Source organism: Ancylobacter sp. GW821-FHT10E12 (assembly GCF_058809335.1).
Genome location: NZ_JBXASN010000028.1, coordinates 1 through 16,181, shown reverse-complemented (window position 1 = coordinate 16,181; position 16,181 = coordinate 1). Strand labels below are relative to the sequence as shown.

The 16,181-nt window shown below is 62.8% G+C and carries 10 protein-coding genes, 1 tRNA gene and 2 pseudogenes; 7 read left to right on the top strand and 6 right to left on the bottom strand.

Annotation, left to right across the window (positions count from 1 at the left end; all coding sequences use genetic code 11):
• The first annotated feature begins 2 nt into the window (after positions 1–2).
• From AC1RU4_RS25315 to AC1RU4_RS25300, 4 genes are all read left to right on the top strand, one after another.
• A complete protein-coding gene (locus AC1RU4_RS25315; protein WP_492894491.1) occupies positions 3–1,313 on the top strand; it encodes a replication-associated recombination protein A in 1,311 nt (436 codons plus the stop codon).
• A 45-nt stretch (positions 1,314–1,358) separates the two neighbouring features.
• Positions 1,359–1,739 carry a fluoride efflux transporter CrcB gene (crcB, locus tag AC1RU4_RS25310; RefSeq protein WP_492894489.1) on the top strand — a complete coding sequence of 127 codons (381 nt, stop codon included), beginning with the start codon at positions 1,359–1,361 and terminating at the stop codon, positions 1,737–1,739.
• Positions 1,740–1,784: 45 nt separating this feature from the next.
• A complete protein-coding gene (locus tag AC1RU4_RS25305; RefSeq protein ID WP_492894487.1) occupies positions 1,785–2,870 on the top strand; it encodes an RluA family pseudouridine synthase in 1,086 nt (361 codons plus the stop codon).
• A 472-nt stretch (positions 2,871–3,342) separates the two neighbouring features.
• Positions 3,343–4,116, top strand: coding sequence for a polysaccharide deacetylase family protein (locus tag AC1RU4_RS25300; protein WP_492894485.1), 774 nt, complete (start codon positions 3,343–3,345; stop codon positions 4,114–4,116).
• 566 nt (positions 4,117–4,682) lie between these two features.
• Here the strand turns inward: AC1RU4_RS25300 and AC1RU4_RS25295 are convergent.
• Positions 4,683–5,186: a MarR family winged helix-turn-helix transcriptional regulator gene (locus tag AC1RU4_RS25295; protein WP_492894483.1), complete on the bottom strand. Its 504-nt coding sequence runs from the start codon at positions 5,184–5,186 to the stop codon at positions 4,683–4,685.
• A gap of 62 nt (positions 5,187–5,248) precedes the next feature.
• Between AC1RU4_RS25295 and AC1RU4_RS25290 the strand changes: the two genes are divergently transcribed.
• Positions 5,249–5,599: a DUF1428 domain-containing protein gene (locus AC1RU4_RS25290; protein WP_492894536.1), complete on the top strand. Its 351-nt coding sequence runs from the start codon at positions 5,249–5,251 to the stop codon at positions 5,597–5,599.
• Between the two features lie 107 nt (positions 5,600–5,706).
• Positions 5,707–5,781: transfer RNA gene (locus AC1RU4_RS25285), tRNA-Glu, on the top strand.
• A 510-nt stretch (positions 5,782–6,291) separates the two neighbouring features.
• Here the strand turns inward: AC1RU4_RS25285 and AC1RU4_RS25280 are convergent.
• The 4 genes and pseudogenes from AC1RU4_RS25280 to AC1RU4_RS25265 form a co-directional block, all read right to left on the bottom strand.
• Positions 6,292–7,389: pseudogene (locus tag AC1RU4_RS25280) on the bottom strand (recombinase family protein); the annotation flags it as partial.
• 479 nt (positions 7,390–7,868) lie between these two features.
• The gene (locus AC1RU4_RS25275; RefSeq protein WP_492894481.1) at positions 7,869–9,290 is read right to left on the bottom strand and encodes a DUF4365 domain-containing protein; all 1,422 of its coding nucleotides are present in this window, start codon (positions 9,288–9,290) and stop codon (positions 7,869–7,871) included.
• A gap of 338 nt (positions 9,291–9,628) precedes the next feature.
• Positions 9,629–10,996, bottom strand: a complete 1,368-nt coding sequence (locus AC1RU4_RS25270; RefSeq protein WP_492894479.1) for a hypothetical protein — start codon at positions 10,994–10,996, stop codon at positions 9,629–9,631.
• On the bottom strand, positions 10,968–12,014 hold the full coding sequence (locus tag AC1RU4_RS25265; RefSeq protein ID WP_492894477.1) for a hypothetical protein: 1,047 nt from the start codon (positions 12,012–12,014) through the stop codon (positions 10,968–10,970). The genes AC1RU4_RS25270 and AC1RU4_RS25265 overlap by 29 nt, the downstream gene beginning before the upstream one ends.
• Positions 12,015–12,651: 637 nt before the next feature.
• Between AC1RU4_RS25265 and AC1RU4_RS25260 the strand changes: the two genes are divergently transcribed.
• Positions 12,652–13,710 (top strand): hypothetical protein, encoded by a 1,059-nt coding sequence (locus AC1RU4_RS25260; RefSeq protein ID WP_492894475.1) that lies wholly within the window; start codon positions 12,652–12,654, stop codon positions 13,708–13,710.
• Here the strand turns inward: AC1RU4_RS25260 and AC1RU4_RS25255 are convergent.
• A pseudogene (locus AC1RU4_RS25255) lies at positions 13,707–15,473 on the bottom strand (DUF3363 domain-containing protein). The gene AC1RU4_RS25260 and the pseudogene AC1RU4_RS25255 overlap by 4 nt on opposite strands.
• Positions 15,474–16,181: the final 708 nt, after the last annotated feature.

The following is a 16,181-nucleotide window of genomic DNA, read 5'->3' as shown; positions in this document are numbered from 1 at the left end:
CCATGGTCGATCTGTTCGCGCAAGCCGGGATCGAGGAGGGCGCGCCGCGCCCGCTTGCCGACCGGCTGCGCCCGCGGCGGCTCGACGAGGTGGTCGGCCAGGAGCACCTGACCGGGCCGGACGGCATCCTTACCCGCATGACCGAGGGCCGCTCGCTGGGTTCGCTGGTGTTCTGGGGCCCGCCCGGCACTGGGAAGACCACGGTGGCGCGGCTGCTCGCCCGCGAGACCGACCTGCATTTCGAGCAGGTCTCGGCGATCTTCTCCGGCGTCGCCGACCTCAAGAAAGTGTTCGAGGCCGCGCGCGGCCGCCGCGCCGTCGGCACCGGCACGCTGCTTTTCGTCGACGAGATCCATCGCTTCAACCGCGCCCAGCAGGACAGCTTCCTGCCGGTGATGGAGGATGGCACCATCACCCTGATCGGCGCGACGACGGAAAACCCGTCCTTCGAGCTCAACGCCGCTCTGCTGTCCCGCGCGCGGGTGCTGACATTCCATTCTCTGGGCGAAGAGGCCGTCGATCGGCTGCTCGCCCGCGCCGAGGAGCTGGAGGGCAGGAAGCTGCCGCTCGACGAGGAGGCGCGGGCGGTGCTGGTGCGCATGGCCGACGGCGACGGCCGGGCGGCGCTGACCCTGGCCGAGGAAGCCTGGCGCGCCGCGCGGGCCGGCGAGGTGTTCGATGCGGCCAAATTGCAGGACATCGTGCAGCGTCGCGCGCCGATCTACGACAAGAGCGAGGACGGCCACTACAACCTGATCTCGGCGCTGCACAAGTCGATACGCGGCTCCGACCCCGACGCGGCGCTGTACTGGCTGGCGCGGATGATCGACGCCGGCGAGAACCCGCTGTTCCTCGCCCGCCGCCTGGTGCGGATGGCGGCGGAGGATATCGGCAATGCCGATCCCCAGGCGCTGGTGGTGGCCAGTGCCGCCAAGGATGCCTATGACTTCCTCGGCTCGCCGGAGGGCGAGCTGGCGCTGGCGCAGGCGGCGGTCTATCTCGCCACCGCGCCGAAGTCGAACGCCGTCTACACCGCCTGGAAGGCGGCGCTGAGGGTGGCGAAGGAGGGCGGCTCGCTGGTGCCGCCCAAGCACATCCTCAACGCTCCTACCAAGCTGATGAAGGCGGAAGGCTACGGCACCGGCTATCGCTACGACCATGACGAGCCCGACGCCTTTTCCGGCCAGGACTATTTCCCGGAGAAGCTCGGCCGCCAGCGGTTCTACGAGCCGGTGGAGCGCGGCTTCGAGCGCGACATTCGCAAGCGGCTGGACTATTGGGCGAAGCTGCGCGCCGAGCGGCGCGGGCGCTAGATGTCGGAATGGTCTTTCGGGAGACCTTGGGGGCGGGGGACGAGCGTGAACGTGCTGCTGGTGTTTGTCGGGGCCGGCGTCGGCGGCGTGCTGCGCCACTGGGTGAACGTGGCGGGACCGCGGCTGCTGGGGACGAGCTTTCCCACCGGCACCATGGCGATCAACGTGCTCGGCTCCCTGCTGATCGGCGTGGTCGCCGGCTTCCTGGTGTTCCGTTCCGGCGAGCCCTGGTCGCAGCATGCGCGGCTGTTCGTGGTGACCGGCATACTCGGCGGCTTCACCACCTTTTCGGCCTTCTCGCTCGACGTCGCGCTGCTGGTGGAGCGCGGCGAGTGGTTCTACGCCTTCGCCTATGCGGCCGGCACGGTGGGGTTGTCTCTCCTCGCGGTATTCGTCGGCCTGGCGCTGGTACGCGCATTCGCGTGACGCGAGGGCGCGTCTCAGCTATCTCCATGGCTGAGGAGACCGCTTATGGCCGTTGAGATACGAACCGTCGCCCGCGACGAAGAGGACATGCGGCTGGACCGCTGGTTCAAGACGCATTTTCCCGATCTGTCCTTCGGCCACCTGCAGAAGCTGCTGCGCAGCGGGCAGGTGCGGGTCGATGGCGGCAGGGTGAAGACCAATACGCGGCTCGCCGCCGGCCAGAGCGTGCGGGTGCCGCCGCTGGAGGAGAAGCCGCAGGCTTCCGCCGCCGATTTCCTGGAGGCGCAGGAAGCCGTCGCCCGCGGCGAGGCGCCGCCGCGCCCGCGCCGGGCCAGCGTGGATGCCGACGAATTGTCGGCGCCGGCGGTCAGGCGGGCGGTGGCCGACGACAAGGACGCGGCCTTCCTGAAGTCGATCACCCTCTATGAGGACCGCGACGTCATGGTGCTGAACAAGCCCTACGGCCTCGCCGTGCAGGGCGGCTCCGGCACCTATCGCCATGTCGACGGGCTGATGGAATCGCTGCGCGCCGAGGATGGGCAGAAACCGCGCCTGGTGCACCGCATCGACAAGGACACGTCGGGCATCCTGTTGATCGCCAAGAGCCGGCTGTCGGCCGCGACGCTCGCCAAGACCTTCCGCTCGCGCTCGGCCCGCAAGGTGTACTGGGCGCTGGTGCCGGGAGTGCCGAAGCCGCGGCAGGGGCGCATCTCCACCTATCTCGCCAAGGACGAGGCCGCCGAGCGCATGCGCGTCGCGCGTCATGGCGACGACGAGGCGAGCCATGCCGTCTCCTACTATGCCGTCGTCGATCAGGCGGCGCAGAAACTGTCCTGGCTGTCGATGAAGCCGGTGACCGGCCGCACGCACCAGCTGCGCGCCCATGCGGCGCATATCGGTCATCCAATTGTCGGAGACCCGAAGTATTTTGACATCGAGAACTGGCCGCTTCCCGGCGGATTGCAGAATCGCCTGCATCTGCTGGCGCGGCGGCTGGTGATCCCGCATCCGCGCGAGGATCGGCTGATCGATGTGTCGGCACCGCTGCCGCCGCATATGCAACAGAGCTGGAGCGTCCTGGGTTTTGATGCATCGCAGTACGATCCCATCGCCGAGGCGCCGGAATCTTAGGCCGACGCTACGTCATTCAGGTTTCGCAGGCGGTTTCGGAGCCAAATTGCCGATTTTTAGGTAAGTTGCTGCCCAATATTCAGGCTTGAAACTTATGTTGCAATGCGGTGCGATAGGTTGTGTTTCATTGAAGCATATGGGGGATGGCCGCAAGGCTAATCGTCCGCTGTAAATTATTAGGCTTCGTCGAAGCCGCCTGACGGTTTTTGAGTGATTGTTACGCGCTTACAGGAGGCTTCGGTCGGCATTGCTGGCGGCCGAAGCTTTCTTCTTGCCTATCCCGCATTGCCGGATGAGCGTTGCCGTCCGGCATGTCGAGGATCGGACGGATCAGGTCCGCCGGGTGCGGCCTTGCTCGAGATCCAGATATGCGGCAGACGCGGTGCTTCTCTCTCCGCGTGCCACTGGCGGCCGGCGTTGCGCTGGAGTAGGACGACGCGCCCCCATCGTCTCCGGTGACGCGATGCGATTCATGACCTGCCTTGCCGCGCTGGCGGTGTTGCTGGCCGGCCTTTCCGACACGGTCGTCGCGGCTGGCGATTGTTCCGCCGGACCGGGCGCCGCCCGGGTGCTGGAGGTCGATCCGCATGGCCTCGAAGTCGGCACCAAGCATTTTCCCCAGACGCTCGATCTCGCCCCCGGCGAGTTCGTGCTGACCTTCGACGACGGTCCGTCCGCCGGCACCACGCCGATGGTGCTCAAGGCGTTGGCCGCCGGCTGCGTGCGCGCGACCTTCTTCCTGGTCGGGACTCGCGCTTCGGAGAGCCCGGCGCTGGTGCGGCGCATCCTCGCCGAGGGCCATGGCGTCGGCTATCACAGCCAGACCCACCCGATGACACTCGCCGACCTGCCCTACGACAAGGCGGTGAAGGACATCGAGCGCGGCGTCGCCAGCGTCGATCATGCTGCCTATGGCGTGGGCACCGTGTCGCCGCGGTTCTCCTTCTTCCGCTTTCCCGGTTTCGGTTCCTCGCCGCAACTGCTCGCCTATGTGGCGGGGCGCGGCATTGGCGTGTTCGGCGCCGATCTGTGGGCGAGCGACTGGGATCCGATGACGCCGGAGGCCGAGCTCGACCTGGTCCTGTCGCGCATGGCCCATGAGGGGTGGGGGATCGTGCTGTTCCACGACACCCGGCTGCAGACCGCCAGGATGCTGCCGGCGCTGCTGCGGGCGATGAAGGAGCGAGGCTACCACGTCGTCCATGTGGTGCCGCGTGGAGTCGTCACCGCCGTGTCGCCGAACTGATCTCCATCGTTTCTGGTTATTGGATACCGTCACTGCGACGACACGCGCCGTGGAGGCTCCCGGCTCGCGCTTGTAGGCTGCGGATCGAGGTCGGCGTGCGCCGCCGTCGACGGGGATCCAGACCATGGCCGACAATCCCGACGCCAACCGACCGCTGGTCAAGCTGGTGATGGTCCACAGCCTGCTCGTGGTGGTGGTGGTGGTGGTGATCGGCGGCGTCTATGCGGCGTGGACCATGTGGTGACCGGCGCAGCGTGGTTCGATCCGTCCGAAGCGCGAGGAAACGAGGCGGATTGCGCCGGCCGCGGCGATGGCAGCCACAGCATTGTTGCTAGGAATTTTTGGACGCCCAAACCGCCAAGCGTTCGGGTTCCTTGTTAGGAAATCTATATAAATATTTGATATATATAGTTTTCCAGAGCGGCTTGTCCATGTCGCTGGCGCGCCGCAGGTCGGATTCGTCATGATCCTGGCAACCTCGGAAGTCGTTCGGTTGATGGTGGCGGTCTGTGCCGTCGCCATGCGCGCTACGGCACATTCTCCGAGACGGCCGCCCGGTCCGGCGCTCACCGATAGCCGTCTGCCGGCGCTGCAGCAGCCGTTGATCCCCCGGCCATGCCGGCGCGCCGGGCACCGAGAGCGGCAAGCGAGGCGCGCAGAGGGTCGGTGCCGCCGCTCGGCAGCCCGGCCTCCAGCCGCGCATGCGTCGCTCGCCAGATCGGCACGGCCGCGGCGAGGCGGGCCTCGCCCGCCGGGGTCAGCCGCAGCAGCCGGCTGCGTCCGTCCTCCGGGTCGGGCGCTATGTCGATCAGCCCGTCCCGTTGCAACGGCTTCAGCGCGGCGGTGAGGGTGGTGCGGTCCATGGCGAGCAGTTCCGCCACCGGGCCGAGGCGCGGGGGCTGCGGCCGGTTCAGTGCCATCAGCAGTGAAAACTGGCCGTTGGTGAGGTCGAACGGCTTCAATGCCTCGTCGAACAACCGGGCCAGCGCCCGTGCCGCCCGCTGGACATGCAGGCAGAGACAGGTGTCGCGCACTTCCAATGTGGTGGAGAAGGGGACCGATTTTGACATCGATCAAATATGTTGATATCAACTAATTTGTCAAGTCACCTTAGGTAAGGAAGCGATCGATGATGGGTTATGTCGATGGATTCGTGGCTGCCGTCCCCACCGGGAACAAGGAGGCCTATCGCGCCTTCTCGGCAAAGGCGGCGCCGATCTTCCGGGAATTCGGCGCGATCCGGGTTGTGGAGTGCTGGGGCGACGACGTGCCGGATGGCACGCTCACCGACTTCCGCGGCGCGGTGAAGGCGCAGGAGGGGGAGGTGGTCGTGTTCTCCTGGATCGAATATCCCTCCAAGCAGGTGCGCGACACCGCGATGGCGCGGATGATGTCGGACCCGCGCTTCAAGGAAATGGGCGAGATGCCGTTCGACGGCAAGCGCATGATCTTCGGCGGCTTCGCGCCGCTGATCGATGCCTGACCTCCCGTCGGGCGGATCGTCGGATGCCCGGGCGCAAAGCTGTGGATGAGGGAGTGCGAGACGGCTTGTGCGATGCCGCTCGCACCCCTATAAGGTGCCCCGCCTGCGCGCCCTTCGTCTATCGGTTAGGACGCCACCCTTTCACGGTGGAGAGAGGGGTTCGACTCCCCTAGGGCGCGCCACTTCCGTACAAAACCGCGAACACCCGGCTGGGTGGCTCGGTCGGATAGCACGGCCCTCTCCAGCACCGACCTTGATCCGTGGATGCGCACGACGTGCTGGTCGACTTCGACCGCGTCGATCAGCGAACGGAGATAGGCTTTGCGGAACGGCACCTCACCCTCGGTGATATTTGAGCGCATGAGCTGCCCGAAGCGGGCAAGCTTGTCCGGATCAAGCTGACCTGCGGCTGCCCCCCGATTCTCGATTCGCTCAAGCGCTGAACGCGCGCGATCCCGGTCGGCTTTGAGCTTGGCGATTTGCTCCTTGAGCATGTCGTCTGGCTCGGCGATGCCGTCGGCAACAAGTTGGTAAAGACGCCGAAGCTTGTCTTCCGCTGTCGTCCTTTCACGGGAGAGTTCATCGACCCGCGCCTGAACCTCGGCATCGGCTTTCACTCGCCGGTCCATCACGGTCTGTAGCAGCGCCTCCAGCCGATCCGGCATCAGCACGCGCTCGGCAACGTGGCGGGTGACCAGATGGTCAAGCTTCTCCATCGGCACCGTTCGCCCTTTGCAGGCGGACTTGCCGATCCGGCCGGAGGTGGAGCAGCTGTAATAGCGATAGACCCTACCGCTCTTCGAGGTGCCGGTGCGCAGCGTCATAGCGCTGCCGCAAGAGGCGCAATAGGCTAGCCCGGTCAGCAGGATCGGGCCCGAGATCACCCGTGACGGGCTGCTGTGTGGGCTCTTGGCCCTCAGCGCCTTCTGCACCTTGTCGAAGGTGCGGCGCTCAAGGATGGCCGGCACGGCGATCGGGATAACTTCGTGCTGCGGCTTCACCTGACCGGTCTTGGAGCTGCGCTTGTTGAAGCTCCATTCCCCGACATAAACAGGATTGGTCAGGATCCCGTGGATGGTGCCGACGCCGTAGCGCGCTCCAAGGCGGGTACGGTAGCCCTTGGCGTTGAGGTGCTTGGTAATCTCCTTGATACCCATGGGGCCCGATGTGCCATCTCCCTGCAGGTAGAGATCGAACATCAGCCGGACGAGTTCGGCCTCGACGGGATCGACGATGATCCGCTTCTTCGTGCGATGGCCGCGCTTCTCGACTTCTTCGAGGGTGAAGCCGAGCGGCAGGCGGGAGCCGTTATAGAAACCCTGCCGGGCATTCTCCTTCATGGCCCGCAGCACATGCTTGGCGTTTTCACGGGATTGGTATTCGTCGAACAGGGCGATGACCTGCCGCATCATGACCTGGGCCGGATCGTCCCCTAGCTCTTGGGTGATGGAGACGAGCCGCACGCCGTGCTTGGCGAGGCGGCGGATGTACATCTCCAGCCCAAAGGCATCGCGGAAGAATCGGCTAAAGCTATGGACGACGATGACGTCGAAAGGCCGATCATCGTCGCAGGCGCGCTCGATCATCCTCTGGAATTCGTGCCGGCTGTCGTCCATTGCGGACGCGCCCGGCTCGACATACTCCGCGACAACGGACCAACCCTGCCGCTCGCAGTAGGCGGCGGTCTGGAGGCGCTGGTCTGGGATGGAGAGGTCAACGTCTGCCTGCCGCGTGGTCGAGACCCGAAGATAGAGGGCGGCTCGGCTGGTGATCGGCAAGGCGACGTTCATGGCAGGGTCGTCTCCTCGGGTTCTATGGCTGACACCGTCATCGCAGCAGCGCGTCGATCTCCCGCATGAGAAAGGCCTCGATCACAGCGACTTCTTCAGCGGTGATCGGGACGCTCGATGGCCAATCGTCGGTGACATGAACGATATCAGAATCATGCGCGCAAGAGTCAGTAGGTGCAAGGCTTTGCTGAGTATCTCGAATGACGCGATCGCAGCGCGGTATCCTCGAAAGTGATGCGCCAGCCAATCTCGAAGCTGGCGAGGGAGGATCACTGCCCACACTGGCGACTTTCTTCGGACTAGAAGGGTGTGCGTGGCGCATGCGCGGAGGATCACGGGCATCCCCCATCTAGCCAACAGGCCAATTCTACGCCGTAGAACAACCGCGTGCTGCAGCGTGAAAATACTTGCAGATGCGGCGCTGAGGCTTTCCAGGGATACACTCGGGTGAGCAGCCTTGGCAGGCAACGCACCGACAATCAGGGTGAAGACGCAGAATTTCCCGTAGCGTCATCACGATCGAGATATTCGCCGTTGGCGAGATGCGGGTTAGGGAAAGCCATCTCCGGCGGTTCCCTGATCGTCGCTATACCGATCGGACCGAAGATCGCCATAACTTCGTCGGCAAATCCCATGGTCTCCATTCCTGACCGTCCGTGTAACCACGACGTCGGCATTCCCTGCTGATCACCGTTCCAGTCCATCAGCCAGCAGGTCAGTGGGCTCAAAGGAATGTCGCGATGCCGAAACAGGACATTGTTCTTCGGCGTGTCATTGAACCTGTTCGCAATGTAATCCCGAAGTGCGTAATAGTGAATGCTCTGCGAAGCTACCTCGACGGCAGTCCTGTCAGGTTCAGGTCGATGCCAGTGCGAAATATGATAGTAGTCGAGTTTGGCGTTGAAGCTAATTGCAATTATATCAGTACAATAGCCGAAGTGCGCATGACCATCGACAACCTCGAAGCTCGAGTAGATTTCGATCTGTATTTGAGGATGGAGCGATAGGGTCATGTACTGGTTGTCATGCACGCGTGGTAATTTGGCTGCCCGCAGGTATTCCACGAAACGACGGCCGTTGGTCGTCAGCGCTGCAATGAAAGTCGGATATTCGAGCTTGCCGTAGAGCGATTCGCTGATATCGGCGGCGTCAATGAGCGCAATGTGATGGCGCGCAAGCAGGCTGAAATAGGCCGAGAAGAACGGATAGAGCGCCGCACGATCAAACGTGTAGGTGACAGGGATTTCGCCGTCCCGCTCCCGGACTGTCTTGCGGATTAGGTCAGCCAGCAAGCTTGAGTGGAACTGTAGCTTGCTGCAGAGCCCCCAGAGACCCTCTACGAAGAGGTCTAGCGCCGTTACCTCGACTATACCCTCGCCGCTTCCATCCCGATGCACGACGGCCTCGAACTCCTTAAGCAATGCGGCGTACTGGTCGGTGGAATAGATCGTCAGATCGAAGCGGCCATGCAGATAAGTTTCGAATGCCTGGTCAAGCTTGTCCGTCTTTGCGAACACGATGCTCACGGTGCCTTCCTGGTCATGCTGTTCCTCCGAGAATGCCCGGCTTACATCGACCCAATAGACGTTGCCGTCTCCCGGATGGTGGATCAGCAGGAAGAGCGGGATGGAGAGTTTGCGCCAGTAGTCCAGATCATTCTTGTCCGGATAGAAGCGGAAGGACGTTTCGGTCTCGGAGCGGATGTAGCTCATGCCCGATTTCACCTGGGCACCGATGATCTTGCCGGTGGGAAATTCCCCCAGAGCAATCTCGATAGTCCCGTCCACCCCGACGTCCTCTTCGAGGAGACTCCGCCAAATCAAATCCAGGTTGTTGCACGCTTGCTCGACAGCAATGACGCCCGCCCGGCCCTGCTTTGCGGTGCTGCTACGCTTTTTCACGAATATGTCCCCTGCTCGCCGAGCAAGTTCAACGTCTATTGGCGATTGTCTATCTGAGCCGCGCGGCTGTATACATTCACCCTCGTCAATACCCTTGAGTGCCGTGGTCGGGGAAGGGCTTTATCCGGGAAGGTGGAATGTCATCGCCCCACGGGTGGGCTGTTGGCTAGGCCGAAGTCTGGGACCAAGTCTACTCCTTTGTCGGCTACGATTGCTACGATCTGTAAGGACAGGGACGTCACCGGATCTCCGCCGATCTGGCGGATCACCAAAGGCGCTCCAGGCGTCCGACGTCGGAGTAGGCAGGGCCCCGCGTGCCAAGTCCAGTGGAGTTTTACTCAATCCGACTTTTGGTCAATAGCAGGCGGCGTCGTTGGCTGGGGCGTATGCATCCAGGCGTCGGGCTTGGAGATGATGCAAACAGCAAGTAACAGAAGGACCGCCATTATACCGCCAGCGGTCGCCGCCCACCAAAAAGCGCGCTCCGCCTTAGCAACTGGATTTGTCACCATTCGCGTATATTCTTCGTCGTTCAGGAAACGATAGAGTCGGGCGCGCCACTCTTCGCGCAACGTCGCTTGCAGCCTGAGAAAATGAATCCCGCTCATAATGATGCTTCCAACGTAGAGTGCTAATACGGCGCCCAGGACGATAGCCGCCCAGGAAGCCCAATTTCCGTTCGGCGCAATTGAGAGCCGGGCCACGATAACTCCGAGGTTCGCGACAACCGCACCTGCGATCGCAGTGGCCAGTCCTCTTGTGGTGTCGGAGAGCTTTACGGTCTCATCGCTTACGGCTTTGCGAAGATCGCCCAAGGCCTTCAAGGTATCTCGGCTCTGCTGAGTGACACCGAAATTGTAGGCGATCTTCGCTCCTTCGAGGGCCGGCCCTGCCAGTTTGGCGAGATCGACGGCATTTCCACCGTGTAGCGCAGCGCGCGCCACCTCTGCGGCAAACAGGACATGCCGGTTTTCGGCCTCACGTGGATTGTCAAACACCCACTTGGCTGCCTTGGAAATCGTTTCGATGGCAGACGAGTCCACTACTTCAGGCGTTGAAGCGGTAAACCGGGTCGATGGCGGCCCACGGAACAGCAGCTTGCCGTCCTTTTCGATTTCATTCGCTAGAGCCTGCGCCAGCCGCTCGACAACCATCCGCCGCCACGGCTGGATGCCTCGGCCGGCGATCGGGGCTTCAACATTTCGGAGTAGCCATCGCCCGAGGTCGTCGGGGAACCGTGGGCCATCGAAAAGGACCCGGACTATCAAGCGCGGCGATGGAATTGGCTCAAGAGCAACGAACGCTGTCGTATCTCCCCAAGGAGCGAAGCGCACCGTTGCGGTCTCAAACGCATCATTCAAGCCGTGTACCCAAAGGCGCTGGCTGATATCGCGACGCAACAGCGCGGCTTCCAATCCATGCTGGGTCAGAATAGCTTCGACGTCGTCTGGTACCCCGGGTTTGGTCGCGCTGACCGTGATGCCAATGTTATCGTCTTGTATCTCTCCGGCCTGAATAACCCCACCCTCATCCTCGGCCTGTATCTGCTCCCAACCTGCTGTCACCAATAAATGCAAAAGGGACTTAGATTCGTTACCTAGGAGCTGATAAGCGACGAGTCGATTGCGGGTTTCGGTAAGCGAAACCCGACCATTCGCGACGAGAGCATCCAGCGCGTCAGCGAGCTCTGATCGGGAGCGTGTCATTTTCTACGAGCCGGTTGGTAGTCGTGATAGTAAAAACATCTCCTTCGTCCGTCTCTGTATGCATGACTGAACGGCCGAGTTCTTCCTCTGGGAACTCAAGTTTGACGTCTTCGGCCGTGCGTACTTTCCGTCGTGGCTGAATCTGGAGCGTCTGTGGATCCGGCCTGAACTCGACATCGGTTAGATTGACGCGACGAAGTCCCCGGCGAGCGACCTGTTCGATGCTTGCTCGCACTGCTTCTTCGGCAGGCCGATCCGCACCGTGCAGTATTGCGTCCACGACGTCGTCGTTTGTCACCAGGTTGCGGCCTTGTAGCGCCTGTTTGGCGCGCGCCATAGCGGCACCGACATTGCGGTCTGGTAGATGCTCGCGAACCTCCTGTAGGGTCGAACGCAATGCCTCATTGAGACGCTGGCTGAGCTCAGCCGTCGAGCGGGATCGGGTTACTCCAAGATAGGTCTCGAAGTAGTCCGTAGGATCTGGCGCTTCTGCCATTCGATCCGATGCTGAAACGAGTGCTTCGATGGCGCCGTTGCGGAATCTTGCCAAGCAAAATTTCTGGAGGGCCCGTTTTTCCTTCACGAAGGCCTGGATGATTTCACGGAGAACGTTCTGCCCCGCGTTTTGGGTCAGCTCAACGACGGCGCGATAGTCGTACTTGATTAACGCAAAAATGATCTCGCCATCGCGATCGGTACCGAGCTGGAACACAAAGAATGCGCCGGCCGTGCTCTGTCTGACGTGGTCACGCCAAAAGAGGCGGGCTAGCTCTTGCCCGCCGGCTTCAAAATCAAGATACCCCTCCGCCACGCGCTGAAGCAGTGGCCGGACGTTTGAGTGATCTGTGAAGCTATGAACGGCAGAGGCCGCCTGATCAATGATCCGAGTGCGGAAAAAAGCCTCCTGCTGAACGTTGATTTCCGGCTCAGGTTTGAAGTTCTGTTGCTTATCGACCAAGTGTATGATCATTCGATCCACACGCAGCGATGCGATTTCGGCGTCCGTCAGAAAACTCACAGCTCCCCCCGCAGGTACTTTTGCGTGAGAATGTCGCGCGCGATGCCGAAAGGCAATCGAATAGATGCGGGGTAGAAAACGCTCAGCCGAAGAGATTCTTTTTAAGGACTCAGACCAATGGGTGGAGCAGGCATTCCTCCGCCTTCGATGTGTTTGCGTTACAAGCTGATCAGTCGCGTGGGCCCCCAAGCAGCTCCTCAATCCGAGCAATGCCGCTGATATTTGCCCTTTCGCGATGGCCGGCCCCTGCCGGTCAGCCGCGGCTGGGTCAAGGCCGTAGCCGCGTGAGCGGTGGCGCGAAGCGCCAGCCTTGATGCGGCTGCGGCGGATCGGCCTACTGGTTCTGCGCGGAAGCGCTTTTCTGTGAATGACGTTCGTCGGCGAGCGGAGATGTCATCGATGGGCGATAGATTGCGGGCTTCCCGTTGACGTCGGTCGCATATCCGCATGATTGCTCATGTCACCCGCCGCGAGATGTACGATCTCGTTTGAGCAGAGCCGCTTGAGGCCGTCGCTGCCAAGCTCGGCATTTCGCATTGGCGGCTGAAAGATTTCTGCGTCAAGCATCGCGTGCCGCTCCCGACAGCGGCCTATTGGCGAAACCGAGCGGCCGGCAAGAATCCGAGGCAGACGATCTTTGCCTCCTCAGCCGATCCCGCCGTCGAAGCTCATCGGTCTCGATCCCACGAGTCCGTCAGATCCCGTCATCGAGGAGCGCCTCGAACGGGCGCGCAAGGCAGCGATCGCGCCGCGCCGGCTGATGAAGCCGCGAGAGCCGAACCCGCGAACGATCGACTGGAGCCGGATCGACAAACCCCATCGTGCCGTGTCGCTAACCGCGCACAGCCTGCGACGCGCCAAGCCGGATCATGACGGCATCATCGAGATCGGCGGGGAAGGCCTGCTTTCGATGCGGCTGGGAGCAGATTCTGTCGAACGGGCGATATTCGTTCTCGATGCCATATTGCGTGGGCTGGAGGCACGGGAGATCAACTGCACGTTCTTGGGCAAGCACGTCGAAGTCCGTCGAGGCGTCGACAAGGTCCCCTTCATCCTGGCGGAAACGATCAGGCGCGAGAAGCATGAGCCCACGGTCGACGAGCTGAAAGCCGACGAGCGCTATCAGCTCGCACGCCAGCGGAACTGGGCGCTCCCCTATCAGCGGCAATTTCCTGAGTTCGACTACATCCCAACTGGCGAACTGGCGATCTCGATTGAGGTCTATGGCAGGGAACAGCGGCGCCGAAACTGGCGCGACAATAGCCGCGCAACGCTTGAAGCTCAGCTCGACGCTGTGATCGAGGAGCTCAATAGTTGGGTCAACTTCGAGAGGGACTGGCGGCTTGAGCGGGAGCGGGATCAACGCCTTTGGCGACGGGCTGATGAAAACCGCGGGCGAGCTGAGGCACGGAAGAAGCGCGAGGCCGAACGGGACAAGGTGCTCGACGAGATGGGTCGCAAGGCCGAACAACTGCGCTCCTGGATTGCCTGGGCGGCGGATATTGAGGACTCCGAAACGCAGCGCATGCTGGACTGGGCGCGCCAGCGCCTAGGCGCGCTGGAGCGTGCACGCGATCCCGCCTCGTTCGGGGATTGGCTGCGCGAGCGCAAGCTGTTCCCAGAGATCGATCCCTTCGCGCCGCTGCCGGCCGACCCCGATCTGGAGACGCCGCCACCGCCGGGCAGCGAGGCCTAAAGCCCCAGCCCGCGATTGCGACCGAGGCTCCACTCGACGCCACCATCGCGGGAGACACCGGAGATGTGGCGGCCGATCTGCTTCTCCAGCATGGGTTGCCAGGGCACGAGTTGAAAGCCGAGTCCGTCATCGATCATGGCGAAACGCCCGCTGACCAGATTGACCGAGCCGGCGAGCCGGCCGGACACATACTCGCCCGGTTGGCTCGGAGTGTAGGCAAGGCCGCGCTCCGTCGCCATGGCACGACCGACGCGCTCCACCTCGACCGCCTCAAGGCGGGCAAGGATGTCGCGCGGCGCGCGGACGTTGCCGTTCTCCAGCCGAACGGCATGGCCTTGGTCGACGAGGCTCTGGCGACGGCGCTCCAGTGCCGCGCTGACATCACCGCCGAAGCCTGCGTCGGAAAGCTCGGTGCGCTGACGCGAGGCCAGTTCCCGGTCGAGTCAGGTTGCCCCGTCGCTACCCACCTGCTGGTCGAGATCGAAGGCAGAGAGCGTACGGACCGCGAAGTCCTTCCGCGCGGTTCGGGCATCATGGACGATGCCACGCTCGGGAAGATCGTCGGGGATCTTCCATTGGTCGGCGTCGAGGCGCTCGACATGGCCGGCGCGGCGCAGGGCTTCCAGCCGGCGCACATGGGCACGGATGAACGCATCCGGATCGCCACGCTGCTGCTCGATCGTCGGGCGTGCGAGTTCCAAATGCTCGCTCGGCCGATAGATGCCATTGTTCGCCTCGGCTATGGTGGCGATATTGAGGTCCGCCGGACGCGGGTCGGACTTCGTCGGTAGCGGGTCCAGTGCGACGATGTGGCCGCGCTTGATGTCCTCGAGCCGAGAGGCGTCGCTGGTCTCGACATGATGGGTGCGTCCGTCCACGCCGTCGATGACCAGATAGAACCGCTCGCCCATCTCATCGCCAGCCAATCCCTTGTCCAGCACCCGTCCGATGAGGGCATGAGAGATGCGGTTGCCATGAGTGACGTACTGCGCGGCGCCGCGCTCGTCAGCGAGCCCGTGATCGGCCAGCGCGCGGTGCATGGTGCGCAGAGCATCTTCGCGCTCGCCCATCGCCCGGAGCGTGCTCTCGGCGCGCTCCGCTAGGCTCCAGCGTCCCGGCTCAATCTCCTCGGCAACGCCAAAGCTCTCCAGCCGCTTCACCCGGTCGATGAGAACATGCCGGTTGGTCCGCACCAGATAGCTCTCGCCAGCATCCGGTCGCAGATCGAGGACGCCGTGTTCCCGCTGCTCGGCGATCATCATCCGGTCGAGCCGCGTGAGGCGATCGGCGTCCACCTCATGGCGCAGTTTGTTCTGAAGCTCGACCTCGGTTTGCGGACCGAGTTCCAGCGTCATCAGCTCGCTCGCCCGATGACGGATGCCATGGGCGATGTAATCACCGGCGATGTTGAGGATACGGCCATCATCCAGCACGCCGCGTACGAGGATATGGCTGTGGGGATGGCCGGTGTTGTGATGATCGACGGCGATCCAATCGAGCCTGGTGCCGAGGTCGTTCTCCATGTGCCGCATCAGGTCACGGGTGAAGCGCTTCAAGTCGCCGAGCTCGACGGCATCCTCCGGCGCGACGATGAAGCGGAACTGATGGCGATCCTCGCCACTCCGCTCGACGAAGGTCTTGGTGTCGACCTCGTCACCCACCACCGAGTACGCACGGCCTCTCTCACCGTCGCGGGTCACGCCGTCACGTTCGAGGTAGCGCAGATGCACCCCCACCGCGCCGATGGACACTGCGCCGCGCATCTTCGGGCCGCGCCCGCCCTTCCTCGTTCCGGCAAATCTCACCACCCGCGCCTTGACCACGACGCGGCGAGAACGAAAGCGGCCTGAGGAGCCCGACTGCCACCCACCGCTATCGCGCGGCAGCGAGGTCATCACCTTGGCGCCGCGACCCCGGGCATTGAACCGGCTGCTAGCGCCTCCTTCACGGGCAACCCAATCACCTGAGCGCCCGCCGCCACCGGCATCACGCGCGGCGATCAGCGCCTGCTGGACGAAGGGCAGCTGGTGTGTCTTCAGCCGCGTGCCGCGGCTTCGCGGCCGGCCCGGCTTGATACGGAAATCATCCTCGTCGCGGCGTGTCATGACCGCAGGTTTGGCCGCGCGAACGTCGACGGCAAGTCGAAAATCACCAAATCAAAGTATATCGTAGAAACGTCGGCTATGGAGCGCGTGCGGCGGAGTGCACATTGCGCGTGCACGCGAAAACTGACGAAATCTCAATCGCTTGAATGATCGCTGCGCACATCTACACGTTCCGAAAAGCCGCCTAGACCTGTTTTCCGTAACGGAAAACAACGTGTAGACAACACATTAGGGGCGCAGCCCCGGCGGATTGGAAATCCGCTTTATCTTGCCATCAATTTCCTCTACGGTAACCGTCCGGTCCCTGCACAGTATTGGCGTGGTGCAAAATCGGAGCATGTCGGGTTCCTTCGTAGCGTGGAGGAT

Excerpts from the sequence above, each read along its gene's own strand:
- AC1RU4_RS25315 (WP_492894491.1), top strand. The coding sequence starts at position 3 with ATGGTCGATCTGTTCGCGCAAGCCGGGATCGAGGAGGGCGCGCCGCGC.
- AC1RU4_RS25305 (WP_492894487.1), top strand. The coding sequence starts at position 1,785 with ATGGCCGTTGAGATACGAACCGTCGCCCGCGACGAAGAGGACATGCGG.
- AC1RU4_RS25300 (WP_492894485.1), top strand. The coding sequence starts at position 3,343 with ATGACCTGCCTTGCCGCGCTGGCGGTGTTGCTGGCCGGCCTTTCCGAC.
- AC1RU4_RS25295 (WP_492894483.1), bottom strand. The coding sequence starts at position 5,186 with ATGTCAAAATCGGTCCCCTTCTCCACCACATTGGAAGTGCGCGACACC.
- AC1RU4_RS25290 (WP_492894536.1), top strand. The coding sequence starts at position 5,249 with ATGGGTTATGTCGATGGATTCGTGGCTGCCGTCCCCACCGGGAACAAG.
- AC1RU4_RS25270 (WP_492894479.1), bottom strand. The coding sequence starts at position 10,996 with ATGACACGCTCCCGATCAGAGCTCGCTGACGCGCTGGATGCTCTCGTC.